Annotated in this window: 14 protein-coding genes; 4 read left to right on the top strand and 10 right to left on the bottom strand. The window is 65.1% G+C overall.

All coding sequences use genetic code 11. The features are described 5' to 3' along the window. Both phnD and phnC read right to left on the bottom strand, forming a co-directional pair. Positions 1–936 carry a phosphonate ABC transporter substrate-binding protein gene (gene phnD, locus IVB54_RS03045; RefSeq protein WP_026232455.1) on the bottom strand — a complete coding sequence of 312 codons (936 nt, stop codon included), beginning with the start codon at positions 934–936 and terminating at the stop codon, positions 1–3. Positions 937–999: 63 nt separating this feature from the next. Further along, the gene (gene phnC / locus IVB54_RS03040) at positions 1,000–1,809 is read right to left on the bottom strand and encodes a phosphonate ABC transporter ATP-binding protein (protein WP_247777065.1); all 810 of its coding nucleotides are present in this window, start codon (positions 1,807–1,809) and stop codon (positions 1,000–1,002) included. A 183-nt stretch (positions 1,810–1,992) separates the two neighbouring features. Here phnC and IVB54_RS03035 point away from each other — a divergent pair, with 183 nt between their 5' ends. The 3 genes from IVB54_RS03035 to IVB54_RS03025 are packed head-to-tail and all read left to right on the top strand — an operon-like array spanning position 1,993 to position 4,559. Continuing rightward, the gene (locus IVB54_RS03035) at positions 1,993–2,652 is read left to right on the top strand and encodes an acetyltransferase (protein WP_018453072.1); all 660 of its coding nucleotides are present in this window, start codon (positions 1,993–1,995) and stop codon (positions 2,650–2,652) included. Continuing rightward, a complete protein-coding gene (locus IVB54_RS03030) occupies positions 2,649–3,842 on the top strand; it encodes an alpha-D-ribose 1-methylphosphonate 5-triphosphate diphosphatase (RefSeq protein ID WP_018453071.1) in 1,194 nt (397 codons plus the stop codon). The genes IVB54_RS03035 and IVB54_RS03030 overlap by 4 nt, the downstream gene beginning before the upstream one ends. An 18-nt stretch (positions 3,843–3,860) precedes the next feature. Then, positions 3,861–4,559, top strand: coding sequence for a DUF1045 domain-containing protein (locus tag IVB54_RS03025; RefSeq protein ID WP_018453070.1), 699 nt, complete (start codon positions 3,861–3,863; stop codon positions 4,557–4,559). A 3-nt stretch (positions 4,560–4,562) separates the two neighbouring features. Here IVB54_RS03025 and IVB54_RS03020 read toward each other — a convergent pair whose 3' ends face one another. The 6 genes from IVB54_RS03020 to IVB54_RS02995 form a co-directional block, all read right to left on the bottom strand. Beyond that, positions 4,563–5,156 (bottom strand): hypothetical protein, encoded by a 594-nt coding sequence (locus IVB54_RS03020; RefSeq protein ID WP_018453069.1) that lies wholly within the window; start codon positions 5,154–5,156, stop codon positions 4,563–4,565. A gap of 77 nt (positions 5,157–5,233) precedes the next feature. Beyond that, a complete protein-coding gene (locus IVB54_RS03015; protein ID WP_018453068.1) occupies positions 5,234–6,634 on the bottom strand; it encodes a selenium-binding protein SBP56-related protein in 1,401 nt (466 codons plus the stop codon). A 259-nt stretch (positions 6,635–6,893) separates the two neighbouring features. Further along, complete coding sequence (locus tag IVB54_RS03010; protein ID WP_026232453.1) at positions 6,894–7,835, bottom strand: dihydrodipicolinate synthase family protein; 942 nt, start codon at positions 7,833–7,835, stop codon at positions 6,894–6,896. A 124-nt stretch (positions 7,836–7,959) separates the two neighbouring features. Beyond that, entirely contained in the window at positions 7,960–10,041 is a 2,082-nt protein-coding gene (locus IVB54_RS03005) for a methyl-accepting chemotaxis protein (protein WP_026232452.1), read from the bottom strand. A 133-nt stretch (positions 10,042–10,174) separates the two neighbouring features. Next, entirely contained in the window at positions 10,175–10,945 is a 771-nt protein-coding gene (locus IVB54_RS03000) for an enoyl-CoA hydratase (RefSeq protein ID WP_018453065.1), read from the bottom strand. Between the two features lie 17 nt (positions 10,946–10,962). Beyond that, positions 10,963–11,430, bottom strand: coding sequence for a MarR family winged helix-turn-helix transcriptional regulator (locus IVB54_RS02995; protein WP_026232451.1), 468 nt, complete (start codon positions 11,428–11,430; stop codon positions 10,963–10,965). Between the two features lie 209 nt (positions 11,431–11,639). On the opposite strand from IVB54_RS02995, the gene IVB54_RS02990 reads away from it, so the two are divergent. Next, entirely contained in the window at positions 11,640–13,358 is a 1,719-nt protein-coding gene (locus IVB54_RS02990) for an ATP-dependent Clp protease adaptor ClpS (protein WP_247337563.1), read from the top strand. A 21-nt stretch (positions 13,359–13,379) separates the two neighbouring features. On the opposite strand, the gene IVB54_RS02985 is transcribed toward IVB54_RS02990, so the two are convergent. Together IVB54_RS02985 and serA are read right to left on the bottom strand one after the other, a co-directional pair. Further along, the gene (locus IVB54_RS02985) at positions 13,380–15,041 is read right to left on the bottom strand and encodes a tannase/feruloyl esterase family alpha/beta hydrolase (protein WP_247777064.1); all 1,662 of its coding nucleotides are present in this window, start codon (positions 15,039–15,041) and stop codon (positions 13,380–13,382) included. A gap of 77 nt (positions 15,042–15,118) precedes the next feature. Continuing rightward, positions 15,119–16,363 carry a phosphoglycerate dehydrogenase gene (gene serA / locus IVB54_RS02980; protein ID WP_018453061.1) on the bottom strand — a complete coding sequence of 415 codons (1,245 nt, stop codon included), beginning with the start codon at positions 16,361–16,363 and terminating at the stop codon, positions 15,119–15,121. Positions 16,364–16,425 lie beyond the last annotated feature (62 nt).

The raw sequence follows: 16,425 nt of genomic DNA, 5'->3' as shown, positions 1-16,425 counted from the left end.
TCAGGACGCCTTCTTCTTACGCAGCGCATCGACGAACTTGATCAGCTCGATCGTGCCATCCCAATCCTTGGTGGTCGCGGGATGAAAACCCTTCTTCTGGCCGTCCTGGAGGCGATGGAACGCAGCCTTGTCCTTGGCCGGCGCGTCGAAGAACGCCTTGGCGATGGCGGCCTTGGCCTCTTCCGGCAGGTCAGAATTGTAGGCATAGGGGCCGTTGATGATCGGCGCCGACTTGTGGATGATGCGGAAATCATCCTTCTTCATCGCCGAGCCATCGGCATTCTTCAGCATGCCCTTGGTCAGCATCTGCGCTAATGTCGAGTCGTTGTCGCTGGTCCACTGGTTGGCCGCGACGTCGACCGTGCCCTGCGCCAGCGCCAGGATCGCGTTCTCGTGGCTTCCGGTGAAGACGACCTTGCTGAAATAGGTGTCGGCGTCCGCGATGCCCATCTTGTCGAGCTCGAAGCGCGGCACGTTGTTGCCGGAGGTCGAGTTCGGGTCGACCAGGCCGAGGTTCTTGCCCTTGAGCTGGTCGATGCTCTTGTAGGCGCTGCTCGCCTTGACGAAGAACACCGAGTAATAACCGGTGGAGCCGTCGGAGTTGATGTCGTTGGCGAAGGCGTCGGTCTTGACGCCGGTCAGGCGGGCGCGGGCGAACGAGGCCGAGCCGTAGCTCGCGATGTGAATGTTGCCGGCACGCTGGCCTTCGATTACGGCAGCGTAGTCGTTGGCGATGCGCAGCGTGACTTTCACGCCCAATTCCCTGGAGAGATAGCTCATGAACGGCGCCCAGCGCTCGGTCACGCCCGAGGCGTTTTCCGCCGGAATGACCGCGAAGGTCAGCTCGGGATATTTGGCTTTCCAGTCTTCGGCGGAGGCCGAAGTCGTCAACGCGAGCGCGGCGGCGCCGGCGAGAATCAATCTGCGAGTAATCATGATAGCCTCTTCATTGGTTGAGGTCGGTTGACGCAAAATTGGTAAGTCCTGATGCGGCGCAGCTCAGGCGGCGGCCGCCGTTCCAAGCGCCGGAATGCCCTGTCGCACCGGTGCAGGCGTGCCGCCCATGACTTCGGCGGCTTCGAGATCGTAGAGCTCGCGCGCCACGTGGTCGGTCAACTCGGCCGGCGCGCCGTCGAACACCACGCGGCCCTGCGCCATGCCAATCAGGCGGTCGCAATAGCTGCGCGCCAGGCCGAGCGAATGCAGATTGCAGAGCACCGTGATGCCGAAGTGCTTGTTGATGCGCAGCAGCGCATCCATGACGATCTTGGTGTTGCGCGGATCGAGCGAGGCGATCGGCTCGTCGGCGAGGATGATGTCGGGCTGCTGCACCAGCGCGCGGGCAATCGCGACGCGCTGCTGCTGGCCGCCGGAGAGCTGATCGGCGCGCTGGGCCGCGAGCGGGGCAATGTCGAACTGTTCGAGCGCGGACATCGCCAGCGCCCTGTCCTGCTCGGGCCAGGTCTGCGACAGCGAGCGCCAGGCCGGCATCGTCGCAAGCCGTCCCATCAGGACGTTGGTGAGCACATCGAGCCGGCCCACCAGATTGAACTGCTGAAAGATCATCGCCGAGCGCGCCCGCCACTGCCGCAGCTCCTTGCCGCGCAGCGCCGTGACGTCGAGGCCATCGAACAGGATGCGGCCCTGTGCAGGGGTCGCGAGACGGTTGATGGTGCGCAGCAGGGTCGACTTGCCGGCGCCGGAGCGTCCGATCACGCCGACGAAGCCGCCGGGAGAGACTTGAAACGAGGCGTCGTCCACCGCGGCTTTCACGCCGAAGCGACACGTCAGACCTTCAACCACCAGCATGCAGGGCTCCAGAGTAGCTGGGACCCACCGCTAACGCCGGCGCTTGACACTTGTGTGACACGGACGTTGCGGTGCGGCGATCCTACACACCTCATCTCCTGTTCATCCCCTGTCATGGCGTCGTCATGACATTGTCATCAAGCCGCTCGAAGAGAAACGCCCGCCCTCTCGTTCGGATTCAACATGGCCGCCAAAGCTCTTTCGGTCCAGCCGACTGTCGATCCCTCCGCGAAGCTGCACGACGCCAGGCTTGGGGCCTACACCGAGGTCGGCGCGCGCACGATGCTGCACGAGGTGACGATGGGGGATTACTCCTATGTCGTGAACGACGCCCAGATCACCTACACCACCATCGGAAAATTCTGCTCGATCGCGGCGATGACACGGATCAATCCGGGCAATCACCCGATGCAACGCGCCACGCAGGCGCACTTCACCTATCGTTCGAGCGCCTATTTCGAAGGCGAGAGCGACGACACGGAATTCTTCGACTGGCGGCGCCAGCATCACGTCCATATCGGCCATGACGTCTGGATCGGCCATGGCGCGATCGTTCTGCCGGGCCGCAACATCGGCACCGGCGCGGTGATCGCGGCCGGCGCCATCGTCACCAAGGACGTTCCGGCCTACACCATCGTCGCCGGCAATCCGGCGCGCATCGTGCGCCGGCGGTTCTCGGAAGAGGTTGCGGGGCGGCTTGCGAGGCTCGCTTGGTGGGACTGGGATCACGACAAGTTGCGTGAAGCCCTGCCCAATTTCCGCAAGCTCGGGATTGAGGATTTCCTCACGGCATACGAAGCAGGGGCACCCTCTTCTGCCAGCAAACGAAGCGCGGTCGCGTGACAGACATATTCCTCGAGGGCGGGCGGGCCCTGATCGGCTCCGAGTTCGCCGAAACGTCGCTTCTCGTGTCCGGAACGGACATCGCAGAGATCAATGCCTCGCGCAGCCGGGCGCGGCTGGCGATCAAGGCGCGCGATCTGCTGGTCCTGCCGGGCATCGTCGATCTGCATGGCGATGCCTTCGAGCGACAGATGATGCCGCGCGCCGGGGTCGATTTCCCGATCGACGTCGCGCTCGCCGACAGCGACCGCCAGGCGATCAGCAACGGCATCACCACGGTTTTTCACGCCACGACCTGTTCGTGGGAGCCGGGCCTGCGCAGCGCCGGCAATGCGCGCAGCCTGATGGAGGCGATCGAACGGCAGCGCCCGCAATTCGCCGCCGACACCCGCTTTCACCTGCGCCACGAGACCTACAATCTCGACGCCGAAACCGAGATCAGCCAATGGCTCACTGAGGGCCGCGTCGACCTGTTCGCCTTCAACGACCACATGGACGGCACGGTTGGGGACATGGCCAAGCCGCGCAAGCGCAATCGCATGGTGGAGCGCACCGGCCTGTCGAGCGAGGAATTCGACCGGCTGGTCGGACACATAATGTCCCGCGCCGCGGATGTGCCGGCTTCCGTGTCACGGCTGGCCGCGACGGCCCGCGCCGCCGACGTGCGGATGCTCTCGCACGATGATGCGACGCCGGCGATGCGCGAAGGCTTTCGCGCCATGGGCGTGGCGATTGCGGAGTTTCCGATCAACGAGGAGACAGCGCGGGCGGCAGCAAGCCACGGTGACGCCATCGTCTACGGCGCGCCGAACGTCGTGCGCGGAGGCAGCCACACGGGCTGGACCAGGGCATCCGACATGATCGCCAAAGGGCTCTGCTCGGTTCTGGCCTCGGACTACTACTATCCCGCGCAGCTGCTCGCTGCGTTCCGGCTCGCCGCCGATGGCGTGCTGCCGCTGACCGAGGCCTGGAATCTGGTCTCCGCCGCGCCCGCGCGCGCGACCGGTCTTGCAGATCGCGGCGTGCTCGCGGAAGGCCGGCGCGCGGACATTCTGCTGGTCGACGACAGCATGCCGCTGCGGCCGCGGCTGATCGCCGTGATATCAGGCGGCAAGCTCGTGCATCTCACCGAGGCGACGCGGTTGCTTGGCATGCCAGCTACCCCGCGCCAAGCTGTCGCCGCGGCATAAACCCGCTATGCTCGGACGATGACGAGTTTCCCCCGCTACGCGATCTATTTTGCCGCAGGCAGCGACAGCGCGCTCACCCGCTTCGGCGCGGAGTTGCTCGGCTACGATGCCTATACCGGCAACGAGCTGCCGTTTCCCGCCGACGCATCGCGTCTCGCGCCGGACTGGCGTGATGTCACCGCCGATCCCCGCAAATACGGCTTTCACGCCACGCTGAAGGCGCCGATGGCGCTGGCGTCCGACAGGCGCGAGGTCGAGCTTGTTGCGGCCTGCGCGACATTCGCCGGCAGGGCACGCGCAATTCCGGTGATCCGCCCGGTCGTCGATTCCATCAGCGGCTTCATCGCCGTCATTCCCGGGGAGCCGGTCGGCGAACTCCAGCAGCTCGCCGCCGATTGCGCGCGCGACTTCGACTCCTTCCGCGCGCCGCTGAGCGCGGAAGACCGTGCGCGGCGCAAGCCGGAGAAGCTGAGCGAACGGCAGCGCCACTATCTCGACCGCTGGGGCTATCCTTACGTGATGGAGGAATTCCGTTTCCACATGACGTTGACGGGCCGGCTCGACGTGGAGCGGCGCGGGCCGATTCTGGAAATGCTGCAGGGAAGGTTTGCTGCGCTCGGCCTCAAGACGCTTGCGATCGATCGCGTCGCGCTGTTCAAACAGGACCACGCCAAGGCTCGCTTCCGCATCATCGGCGAGTGGGCTTTGACCCAGTAAGTGTCAGTGCCAGCTCGCGAGATTGAAGCCGAAGGCCACAACGCCAACCAGAATGAGGCTGGTGGCCCAGATTACATCCAGATTGAACCAGCTTCGCGAGACGAACCTCAATCCCAGATGGCGGTAGACCAGCCACGCCAGACATCCGCCGGCGCTGACCATGGCAGCGACGTGCACCAAAGACACCAGAACCGCCATCCCGAGACTCGCCTTCATCAGCGCGCCGGCGGCCTCATGGCCGGCATCGAGTTCGAAGGCCTGGCAGAGCCCGAGATAGATCGGCACGAGCATCAAGGCGGCGCCGTGAGCAATGGCAACGGCAAATGACCAGAGCGCCAATTGCGTCGGCGGAATTCGTGCCAGCGCGCGCGGATGGCGCCGCTCGACCAGCCGATAGACGCCGAAGCCGATGACGAAAAGGCTCGCGCCGAGCTGGATCGAACGCTGCCACTCGGCCAGCACGAGCAGGAACGCGAATGGCAGCAGCACGAGAAGCGTTGCCAGGAGATGTCCGGCGGCCAGAGCCCACAACGCACGAAAGAGCGCGCGCGGGCTCTTGTCCATGAGCCCGGCCGAAACGGCGAGCGGCCAGCCCATTCCCGGATTGACCCCGTGATAGAGACCGCTCGCAACAAGAGCGAGCCACAGCCAGCCGAGGCTCGCGTGTGCCCAATCTAGGCCGACGGGTAGCAAAAGGAGTCCGTCGAACAATCGCCGCCCTCCAGCCTGATCTGGTGCGCACGATATCCGTCGGGGAAGCTCACGAAGTAGTTCTTGTCGAGCTCGAAGCCACCATTGCGACCGACATTGGCCATGACTTCCAAACCCGGAACGCCATCGGGATAGAACTGGTCATCCCAGGTGGAATAGAGCGAATTGGTCCAGTACACCCGCCTGCCGTCCCGGCTGATCTCGACCATCTGCGGACCGGCCGCAAATGCCTTGCCGTTCGGATGGGGGGTGCGGCGCGCGATGCCGCCGATGTGAACCGAGCCCGCAAGCTTCGGCTTTCGCGGATCACTCACGTCGTACTGGCGCATTTCACCCGTGCCCCAGCACGAGACATAGAGAAAACGATCATCCATCGACAGGTCGATGTCGGTCACCAGCGGCGGCACGGCGCCAAAGCCCTGAAGCAGCGGCGGGAGCTTCTCCTTTGGCGCAGGCTCGGGCGGGATCGTCGCCGTCTTCTCCGCATGGAATTTTCCGCCTTCGCGCCACCAGGTCCAGATCGAGGCTTCGAGATTCGTGGTGTCGACCACAACGCCTACAAAGCCGTATTCGCGAACCGGATCGTGCGCCGGCCGTACCTCCAGCGCCATCTGATGATTGGCGCCGAGGTCGATGGTCTGCACGTTGCGACGGGCGCGGAGATCCCAGAAGTGGAGACGATGGCCATATTTGTTCGCCAGCAGATCTTCCGGGACGATCCCGTTCTCGAACTGCGGCGGCAATGCCCATTCGCTCGTCACCATGTAGTCGCGCGGCAGGTTCCACCAGAAATCATAGTGCAGCGTCTGCGGACCGCGGTCGATCTCCCATCGTCCAAGGACCTCGAACGTCTCGCAATCCATGATGAAGACGCCTGGAGGCCCGTTGGTGCCGTCCTTGCCGCCGCCGCCGAGCGTGCTCACATAGACGCCGTCCGGCCCGCAATGGATGGTGTGCGGCCGCGAATAGCCGGTCTTTTTGAAGACTTCCTCGGGCTCGATGATCTTGTGGATTTTGGCTTTGGTCGGATCGGGCTTGGTATCGATGATGTAAATCCGCGACGAGCGCAGCCCGGGGATGATGAGATAGCGCCGCTCGATGAAGGCATGCCCAGTGAGCGGCGACAAGGCGGAGGAGCAGGCATTCCAGCCGAAGTGATGAAACTCATCGCCCTTGTTGGGCATCGTCACGGTGTGGACGATCTGGCTGTAGGTCGGCGATCCCGGCTTGGCGTCGATCACCGCGAGAGCATCCGGTTTCGAGAAATCCGGACTGAGCAGCAACGTGTAGGCAAAGTTCTCCGCAGGAGCTTCCATCGCAAGCTTGGGCGATGCGTGAAAGGTGGGATCCGGCCTCATCGTCATGGCACTGCCTCCCTGTTTCGTTGGTTCGCACCAACCTGGTTCGGAATAGCGGCATAATGAAGAGCTGTTGCGCGATGTCTTGAGTTGCTCCGCGGGCCAGGTTGGCGAGCGTACAATATGTCATCGCCGGGCTGCGGGAAACCGCCCGAACCGCGTTAATTCGACGCCTTCAGCCAGATGGAAGCTGGCGGGATCAGGCCAGGGGTGCGCACCTCACACTCAGCGTCGTCCCGGCCTTCGCCGGGACGACAGCGTTGCGCTACTTCCCCCACCTCAACGCCAGCGCATCGCGCTCCTTGGCCAACTCCAGCAGCCCGGCCCGCGTCGCCGGGTGCAACGGCTGGAGCGGATGCCGCACCGTGTCCGACTTGATCACGCCGCCGGCCTGCATCATCGCCTTGCAGGCGATCAGGCCGCATTGGCGGTTTTCGTAGTTGATCAGCGGCAGCCAGCGTTCGTAGGCGGCTTTGGCCTCTTCACGCTTGCCGGCGAAATAGGGATCGACGATCTGGCGGATGCCGTCGGGATAGCCGCCGCCGGTCATCGCGCCGGTGGCGCCGGCATCGAGATCGGCGAGCAGCGTGATCGCTTCCTCGCCGTCCCAGGGACCCTCGATATCGCTGCCGCCGGCGTCGATCAGGCTGCGCAGCTTTGCAGCCGCGCCCGGCACCTCGATCTTGAAATAACGGATGTTGGCGAAATCGCGCGCCAGCCGCGCGAGTAGCTCAACCGACAGGGGGGTGCCGGCGACAGGCGCATCCTGGATCATGATCGGAATCTTGATCGCGCCCGACAGCACCTTGAAGAATTCGACGACGCCTTTTTCGGGCACGCGGAAGGTGGCGCCGTGATAGGGCGGCATCACCATGACCATGGCGGCACCGGCCGCCTCGGCCTGCCGGCTGCGCGCGGCGCAGACGGCCGAGCTGAAATGCGTGGTGGTGACGATCACGGGAACGCGGCCCGCGACATGCTCCAGCACCGCATGCATCACGGTCTCACGCTCGGCATCCGTGAGCACGAACTGCTCGGAGAAATTGGCGAGAATGCACAGACCGTTCGAGCCTGCGTCGATCATGAAATCGATGCAGCGACGCTGTCCCTCAAGGTCGAGTTCGCCGCGCTCGTCGAAGATGGTGGGTGCGACCGGGAACACGCCGCGATAGGGGCGCTGGGCCTTGTGGTGGGGCGTGACCGGCATCGAACTCTCCATCCCTGATATCTCTTACATCTGCCGCGACGCTCGCACAGCGCCACAGATGTACCCGCCGCGCGCATCGGCGGCAATGCCGATCGCGCGACGTAAGGACGGAAGATTGTCGAAGCTATGCGGTCCTCACCGCGCCCAAAAAGCCCTCGACCGCGACGCGGAGACGATCGGCGTCGGCGGACATTTTCGTCACGGACACCGACAGGACCGAACCGGCATTGCCGGTCTCCTGGTTCAGCCTGGCGACGCTGCCGATGGTGTCGGTGACCTCGCGGGTTCCCTGCGCGGCCTGCTGGAAGTTGCGGGAGATCTCGGTGGTGGCCGCACGCTGCTGTTCGACCGCTGCCGCGATCGCCGTCATCTTTTCGTCGATGCCGCTGATCGCGCCGCCGATCGCGCGGATGGCCGCGACCGCCTGGCCCGTCGCGCCCTGGATCTCCGCGACCTGGCGGGAGATTTCTTCCGTCGCCGTCGCCGTCTGCGAAGCGAGGCTCTTGACCTCGCCGGCGACCACGGCGAAGCCGCGGCCGGCCTCGCCCGCGCGCGCGGCTTCGATGGTGGCGTTCAACGCCAGGAGATTGGTCTGCCCTGCGATGGCGTTGATCATCTTCACGACCTCGCCGATGCGGCCAGCGGTCTGATCGAGGATTTCGACCGTCGCATTGGTCTGCGCTGCCTGCGACACGGCTTCGCGGGCCTCGCGGGCGCTGGCCTGCACCTGCGCGGAGATCTCGCCGACGGACGCCGAGAGTTCTTCGGTCGCCGCTGCGATGGTCTCGAGATTGTTGGTGGCCTGCTCGGCGGAGGAGGAGACCGCCGCGGTCTGGCTGCTCGATTCCGAAACCAGTGAGCGGACGTCAGTCGCGGTGGCATCGAGCTCCTTGGTCGACGCCGCAACGCTGTGAATGACGGCTTGCACGGTGTCGTCGAAACTGCGGCAGGCCGCATCGACGGTGCCGGAGCGGGCGAGCTGGAGCGCCTGCTGCGATTCGCGCTCCTGGCCCAGGCGTTCCGCGGTCGCCGCGCTCTCGCGCAGGCTTTCGAGTGCGGCCGCCATGGTGCCAAACTCGTCGGGATACCTGGATTGCGGGACGGGCGTCGCGTAGTCGCGGGCGCTGATCTTGGCGATCGCGTCCAGGATGGCGCGCACCGGGCGCATCAGGCGATTGCGCACCACGTACACGCCGGTCAGGGTCACGGCCAGCGCGAGCAGGAACGCGAGCGACTGCACGACGAGATTGGTGAGCGCCTTGGCCTGCACCGTTTCCGCCCGGACGATCGACTGGTCGAGCGCCTTGTTCGCCACCGCGACGATGGACGCAAAGGGTGACTGACACAGCGTATTCCATTCCGCGGCGGGCATCGCGGGCTTACCGCTGCCGTCGAAATTCTTGGTGAGGTCGCCGATCTGCTTGAGGGCACCGTCGGTCTTGGCCTTCGCGTCCGCCGCTGCCGTCACCAGCTCCGCCGCCACGCCGGGCGCGGCCAGCAACTCGGCCATGCCCGCCCAACCGGAGGCGATCGTGCCATCCCATTGCGCCACTGACCGCTTCTGAGCGTCGTCGAGCGGCTTGCTGGCGTTGACGTTGGAGCGAAGGGACGAACAATGGATACCATAACGATCGCGCACCTGCCAGGCGAAGCGCCGGACCTGGATCATGCGGGCGATGAAGGGGTCGTCCATCCAGGCGCGGTTCGACACCGCGGTGGAAGCGAGGTTGGCCGTTTCGATCACCTTGGTGACGCCATCATACCAGGAGTTGGTGCGCTCGATCTTGCGCTCCGCGCGCGGGCGCTTGGCCTCGTCGTAGAACAGCTGGAACTGCGGCGCGGCGGCGCTCCAGCCCTGCTTCAATGTGCCAGCGAGTTCGTCGCGGCGGGCGAAATCGACGGTGGCGAGCGCGGCGCCGATGGCGTCATAGCCGCCCTGCTCGGCCTTCTCCGCCGCCTCGAGTTTTGCTCGCGGATCATCCTCGCCGAGGATCGCGCTCTGGGCATCGCCGCGATTGTTGCGCAGCGCCAGCACGCCATGGAAGATCGCCTTGTCGGCCGCGGCAAGCCGCGCGGTCTCGAGGCTGTCGCTATAGCGGCCGAACGCCCCAACCATCTGGATCGCCGTGGAGGCCAGCGCACCCGCAGCCAGCAGGGCCATCAAGGTCAGAAGGAGCGAACTTACCGATTTCTTAAACATTGCCATGGTGTCGGGGGCCTGGGTCGGGGGCCTATTCTTTCGAGCGCCACCTTGCCCGCGACATGCCAATGTTCCGTTAAGGTTTTAATCGAATGGGCGTGAGTTTCCGGCCCGACGAGCCTCAGCGCAGTCCCGGATATCACGCAACCTTGGTGAAATCCGGCGGGCGGCGTTCCGCGAACGCCGTGAAGGCCTCGCGCGCCTCAGCGGTGCGCAGGCGCAGCCCGAACTGCTCGCCTTCGGCATTCATCTGCGCGACCAGCGTCTCGCCGTTGCGCATCAGCTTCTTGGTGGCGGTGAGTGCGCCGGCCGGCTGACGGGCAAGACGCTGCGCCAGCGCGAGCGCCTCGGCATCGAGCTTGTCGAGCGGCACGACGCGGTTGGCGAGCCCCCATTCCAGCGCGGATTTGGCCGGCACCGTCTCGCCCAGCGCGAACATCTCGTAGGCCCGCGCATAGCCGATGCGCGCCGGCATCAGCAGGCTGGAAGCTGCTTCCGGCACCAGTGCGAGGCTGACGAAGGGCGTCGACAATTGCGCGTTGGCGGCAAGCACGACGAGGTCGCAATGCAGCAGCATCGTGGTGCCGACGCCGACGGCGCGGCCCTGCACCGCGGCCACCAAGGGCCGGGAGCAGCGCGCCAGCGACTGGATGAAGCGCACGACGTTGCGGCTTCCTTCCGACTTGCCCGCCGCGACCGCCGCGAACTCGCCGACATCGTTGCCGGCGGTAAACATGTCGCCTTCGCCGCGGATCAGGATCACGCGGACCGACGGATCGTGCTCGGCTGATTCGATGGCATCGGCGAGCTTGCCGTACATCGCATCCGTCAGCGCATTCTTCTTGTCGGGGCGTGCCAGCGTGAGCGTGAGAATTCCGCCGTCGTTCCGGATCCGGACGTGCTCGGTCATGGGTCTCTCCTCTATTCCTATGGATCTCTAGAAAGCTCTGTTGAAAGCTGTCTTGGAAACTTGTCCTGAATGCTGGTCAGCCAGCGCGCGACGATATCGATCTCCGCACTGGTGAATCCGTCCGTCAACGCCGCGTTGACCCGTGCCGCGCTGGCCTTCGCCTGCGCCAGTGCCGTCCGCCCCTTCGGCGTCAGCCAGACGCGCCAGGCGCGACCATCCTCGTGATCCGCGCGCCGCTCGACCAGTTTAGCCGCCGCCGTACGGTCGACCAGCCCCGAGATGCCGGCCGGCCCCATGTCGAGCGCCGCGCCCACCTCACCCATCAGGACGCCGTTCTGCTTGCCGAGGATGAACAGCAGCCCCGCTTGCGCCGGCGTGACCTCGCTCGAAGGCTGCGCCGCCATCCAGCGCTGCACGCGCCGCTGCGCCACGCTCAACAGGTAGATCAACCGATGGTGTCTCGCGCCCTCGTCTTTATTTCGCATGCGAAATAGATAATCGAGGCGGATCAGATTGTCAAAGGACGGCAGCTGGACATGTGCCGCGGCAGTCGTCGAGGAACAGGGCCGCCCCGGCGCACCAGGACCTCACCCACCAATCGCAATTAGCCGCCGCCGTCACGCTTGACGGCCGCTTCCCTTTATGTTCTCTATTCGTTCTATTCAATCATAGATTGTCCCGGAGGCCTTTCGTGATGAACAGTATGCGTGGCGAGAACCAGCCGACCCAGCTCATAATTCATAATGACGATGATACGCCGGACCAATTCGTGATGGATCTGCTTCGGCAGGTTTTCGGCAAATCAGACCGTGAAGCGACCGCGCTGATCACCCAGATCGAGCAGAAGGAAAAAGCGGTTTGCGGACCTTACCCGCAATCGGTTGCCGAAGCCCTTTTCAAATCTGCGCAACAATCCATCGAATTGGCCGGCCACCAACTGCAGGTCACGCTAGAGGCGGTCAAGAGTCCTTGCGAACTCTGTGGCAAGCCTGAGGGACAGACCGACGTTCGTATCGGCAGCCGCACGGTCTGGCTGTGCAGCGAATGCATGCGTGCGGCGGATGAGCCCTCGAACGAGCGAGAGGAGAATTTCGACTTTGCATGCGACATTCTCGATTGGCACCTTGCCAGCACTGCGCGCAGCAAACTCGTGACCACGATCCGCCAATTTCCCGGCCACATGCGGGTCGATCTCCAGGCCGCCGTCGACCGGCTCTTCGGCAAGGCCATCCGGCTGGTGGGACTGAACGAGGAGCAGCGCTACGAAACGCTGTCGATTCCACGACTGCTCAAGGAGGGCCGCTATGCGATCGCGATTGCCCCGCTGCAATATTCCGACGTCGACGTAGGCGAGAAGAGCCCGGTCAAGTGTCTGGATAACGGGCTGTGGCTGTGTGAGCAGGATCATCTCCGCTATGCGGTTTTGCTCTGCGCACACCGCGAATACAGTCGCGAGCCCGGAATTCGGATCGAAATCCTGGTACCCTCAGGTTCCGCAGGCGCGGCTCTCGTCCAGCAATGCTTCAGTGAATTGGAAGAAGCCGTACAGGCTGCGCGGACCTATCGCGGCAAGATCCTGTCGCTCGATGCCGATTCCGACTATCGCGGTCGCTCGCGCGGCATCACGGTGCATCGCTTGCCGCAGGTCGCGCGCGACGAGGTGATCCTGCCGGAGCAGACCCTGCGGCTGCTCGATCGCAACGTTCTGACCTTCGTCAACACCCGAGACCAATTGCGCCGGCTGGGTCAATCGACACGCAAAGGCATCTTGCTGTACGGGCCGCCGGGCACTGGCAAGACCCACACGATCCGTTATCTCGCAACGCATTTGCCCGGGCATACGACGCTGATCATCACGGCCGAGCAGATCGGTCTGCTCGGCGCCTATATGAGCCTGGCACGGTTGCTCCAGCCGTCGATGGTGGTGATCGAGGATGTCGATCTCATCGCCCGCGACCGCGATGACATGGGGCCGTGTGAGGAATCCATGCTGAACAAGCTGCTCAACGAGATGGACGGGCTGAAGGAAGACGCCGACATCCTGTTCGTCCTGACCACCAACCGGCCGGAGGACCTCGAGGGAGCTCTCGCGGGTCGCCCCGGCCGCATCGATCAAGCCATCGAAGTGCCGCTGCCAGACGAGACCGGCCGCGGCAAGCTGGTCCGGCTCTACGGCAGGGGATTGCCGCTCGAGGGGGCCGTGATCGCGGAGGCTGCCCGACGCAGCGAGGGCACGAGTTGCGCCTTCATCAAGGAGCTGATGCGGCGGCTGGCGCAAGGAAGCATCGCGCGGGACGGCGGCAACACCGTGATCTCGGCCGATATCGACGAGGCGCTTGACGACATGCTGTTCTCCGGCGGCCGGCTTAACGCGCAGCTGCTCGGCGGCGCGCAGGCAATGGCCACCGGGTGACGCTCCGAAGTGGCGCGCCTGCTACGGCGCGCACATGAAGCTCGACGCCTCCGTCACTGGGCCGCTCTTGTAGTGCGGCCAGGCCGGCCAGCGGCACAGCGGCAGCGCGCGAAGCGTCGCAAACGACGGCGCCTCGACCTTCTGCTCGGTAACTTCCAGATCGCCGGGCGCCCTGCCCTTTTCGACCCAGTCGACCAGCACGCTCAGCATGTCGACATTGGCCGGCGCGCCGGAGCCGACATGGTCGACCCCTGGCGCGGTGTAGAGCCGCGCGAACTCGGCCGTCTCGGCTTTGCCGACCTTGCGTTCGACGTTCTCGAAATAGCGGATGCCGGCATAGGGGCTTTGCGCGTAGTCCGCCATATGTTCGAGCATGATCAGCCGGCCGCCGCGAGCGCGGAAGCGGCTGAGGTCGGGGTCGGTGGAATCCATCAGGCTGGAGACCTCGAGCAGCCGCGCCTTGTGCGCTTCGGGCTTATACGTCGTCACGTCGAGCTTGGGATCGCGCGCGAACACGTATTGGATGCCGCCGGCGCCGTAGATCCAGGCGATGCCATTATTGGGCGCGGGCGGCTGCGCGGGAGGCGCCGTGCCAAGCCACCACGCGACCCAGCCGCCGGTCGGGCCGACCGCCGGCGTGTCATCGCCCGACACGCCCCAGCCCGGATAATCGTCGAGGCCATTGGCGAGCGCGAACGGGAATTTGTAGGTCGCATGCAAGGTCTCGATCGCCTTGATCTGTGCGTCGGTGAGGCACTGATCGCCCGTCTTGCCGCTCGCGCAACGCAGCGTCTCCACCTTGAAGGCCGCCTTGCAGGAAACGGGATCTTGCACCAGCGCGTCATCGGAGCCGTCGGCCTTGTCGCAAGCGGCCCGCACGGCATCGCCGACTAGCTTCACCTGCGCCGGATTGATCCAGCCATCACCCATGGTCACGAGCCCCGAACGCGTGCCGGCATGCTGCAGGCCGACCCAGTTGATGACGGGCACGCGAGCAAAGATGCCGTCGAAATCATCAGGGTAGCGCTGCGCCATGGTGAGGCCTTCGCGGCCGCCTTCGGACGACCCCATGAAGTACATTTTCTCCGGCGCCTTGCCGTAAGCGCGCTGCATCAGCGCGACGGCGGCATCGCGCACCTTCTTGTAGGCGCGATGGGCGAAATTCTCGAAGGCTTCGTCGTTGAGCGCGAACAGCTGCGGCGGCTCGCCCGGCTTGGACTCGTGACCGGAATCGGTGCCGTAGGTGACGAAGCCGCGCGCGAGCGGCGACGGCTTGTCGAAGGGATAGGCCGGCGGCAGCGCCAGGCCCGTGATCAGCACGCCATTGAATCCGCCGCCGCCATATTGCAGCGAACGGCCGTTCCATTCGACGGGCAAATTGACCTGAAACTTGATCGGCGGCGCCTTGGGATCGGTGGGATCGATGTGGCCGAGCACCTTGCAGAAGCCGGGATTGGCGGGCGTGACGCGCCCCGACGGCGTCGGGCCGCGTTCGGCGACGGCCAGTTGCGACGGCGCCAGCAACGTCGCCGAATCCACCTTCACGGCGTCAGCGCCGCCGACGAGGCCCTTGCAGACAGTGTCCGCATCCTCAGTCAGCGTCACCGCTGAAGCGGAATTCGCGCCCAGCGCGCCCGCTGCGCCCACCAGCAATGCGCACAGCTTCACATGGATTTGCGCCATCGTTTCCCCCTGAGTTTCTGTTCGTTATGTCAGCAGGCCGCATTCAAGGCGCCCTGCGGCCGCTCGTCAATGCAGTGCTAGTGCTCAAACACCAGCCGCGCGCCGACGGTGCCGTCGAGGGCGCGGATCTGCTGGAGCAGCGCGCCTGAATCCTGGCCGCCGAGGTCGGCATCGAGCACGACGTAACCGAGGTCGCCGGAGGTCTCCAGATACTGCGCAGCGATGTTGATGTCGCGCTGGAGGAAGACCTCGTTGAGCCGGCGCAGCATGCCGGGCACGTTGCGATGGACGTGGCTGAAGCGCGCGCCGGAGGGACGCAGATGCAGCTGCACTTCCGGAAAATTCACCGCGCCCGTGGTCGATCCGGTGATGAAAAAGTCGACCAGCTTGCGCGCCACCTCGCCGCCGATGCGCTCCTGCGCCTCCTCGGTCGAGCCGCCGATATGCGGCGTGAGGATGACATTGCCGAGGCCCTGCACCGGGCTGTTGAAGCGGTCCGAATTCGAGGACGGCTCGACCGGAAACACGTCGATGGCGGCACCCGCGAGATGGCCGTCGCGCAGAGCCCCCGCCAGTGCATCGAGATCGACGACGGTGCCGCGGCTGTTGTTGATCAGAAGGGAGCCGGGCTTCATCGCCCGCAGCTCCTTCTCGCCGATCATCCCTGATGTCTCCGGCGTCTCCGGCACGTGCAGGCTGACGACATCGCTCTGCGCGAGCAGCTCCTCCAGCTTCTCGACTGGCTCGGTGTTGCCGTGGCGGAGCTTGTCGGTGCGGTCGAAATAGATCACGCGCATGCCGATCGCCTCGGCCAGGGTCGAGAGCTGCGAGCCGATATTGCCGTAGCCGATGATGCCGAGGGTGCGGCCGCGCACCTCGCGGCTGCCGGTCGCCGACTTGTCCCAGCCGCCCTCATGGGCCGACACCGAGCGCGGGAAAATGCGCCGCAGCAGCATCACGATCTCGCCGATCACGAGCTCGGCGACGCTGCGCGTGTTGGAGAACGGCGCGTTGAACACCGGAATGCCGCGCTTGCGCGCCGCCAGCAGATCGACCTGGTTGGTGCCGACGCTGAAGCAGCCGACGGCGAGAAGCTGGTCGGCCGCTTCCAGGACCTGATCGGTGATCTGGGTGCGCGAGCGGATGCCGAGCAGCGACACGCCCTTGAGCGCCCGCCGCAAATCCTCGCCGTCCAGCGCCTTGGTCAGGCGCTCGACATTGGTGAAACCCGCCGTTCTGAACAGGTCCACGGCGCTGTCATTGACGCCTTCGAGCAGCAGCGCCTTCGCGCTCCGCTCAGGGCTTCGGCCTGGGACTGACATGAAATCTCCGTGGGTCACAGCTTCGCCGCAGCTCATAGACCGCGGGGGATGCGCAGCACAAT

Origin of the sequence: Bradyrhizobium sp. CW1 (assembly GCF_023100665.1) — a bacterium.
GTDB classification, from domain to species: domain Bacteria; phylum Pseudomonadota; class Alphaproteobacteria; order Rhizobiales; family Xanthobacteraceae; genus Bradyrhizobium; species Bradyrhizobium canariense_D.
This window is presented reverse-complemented; position numbering and strand designations above follow the sequence as displayed.

What these genes read in the sequence shown, in the direction of transcription:
- IVB54_RS03010 (WP_026232453.1), bottom strand. Translation starts at nt 7,835, where the DNA reads ATGCCGGTCACGCCCCACCACAAGGCCCAGCGCCCCTATCGCGGCGTG.
- serA (WP_018453061.1), bottom strand. Translation starts at nt 16,363, where the DNA reads ATGTCAGTCCCAGGCCGAAGCCCTGAGCGGAGCGCGAAGGCGCTGCTG.
- IVB54_RS03000 (WP_018453065.1), bottom strand. Translation starts at nt 10,945, where the DNA reads ATGACCGAGCACGTCCGGATCCGGAACGACGGCGGAATTCTCACGCTC.
- IVB54_RS03005 (WP_026232452.1), bottom strand. Translation starts at nt 10,041, where the DNA reads ATGGCAATGTTTAAGAAATCGGTAAGTTCGCTCCTTCTGACCTTGATG.
- IVB54_RS02995 (WP_026232451.1), bottom strand. Translation starts at nt 11,430, where the DNA reads ATGCGAAATAAAGACGAGGGCGCGAGACACCATCGGTTGATCTACCTG.
- IVB54_RS03015 (WP_018453068.1), bottom strand. Translation starts at nt 6,634, where the DNA reads ATGACGATGAGGCCGGATCCCACCTTTCACGCATCGCCCAAGCTTGCG.
- IVB54_RS03025 (WP_018453070.1), top strand. Translation starts at nt 3,861, where the DNA reads ATGACGAGTTTCCCCCGCTACGCGATCTATTTTGCCGCAGGCAGCGAC.
- phnC (WP_247777065.1), bottom strand. Translation starts at nt 1,809, where the DNA reads ATGCTGGTGGTTGAAGGTCTGACGTGTCGCTTCGGCGTGAAAGCCGCG.
- phnD (WP_026232455.1), bottom strand. Translation starts at nt 936, where the DNA reads ATGATTACTCGCAGATTGATTCTCGCCGGCGCCGCCGCGCTCGCGTTG.
- IVB54_RS02990 (WP_247337563.1), top strand. Translation starts at nt 11,640, where the DNA reads ATGAACAGTATGCGTGGCGAGAACCAGCCGACCCAGCTCATAATTCAT.
- IVB54_RS03035 (WP_018453072.1), top strand. Translation starts at nt 1,993, where the DNA reads ATGGCCGCCAAAGCTCTTTCGGTCCAGCCGACTGTCGATCCCTCCGCG.
- IVB54_RS02985 (WP_247777064.1), bottom strand. Translation starts at nt 15,041, where the DNA reads ATGGCGCAAATCCATGTGAAGCTGTGCGCATTGCTGGTGGGCGCAGCG.
- IVB54_RS03020 (WP_018453069.1), bottom strand. Translation starts at nt 5,156, where the DNA reads ATGGGCTGGCCGCTCGCCGTTTCGGCCGGGCTCATGGACAAGAGCCCG.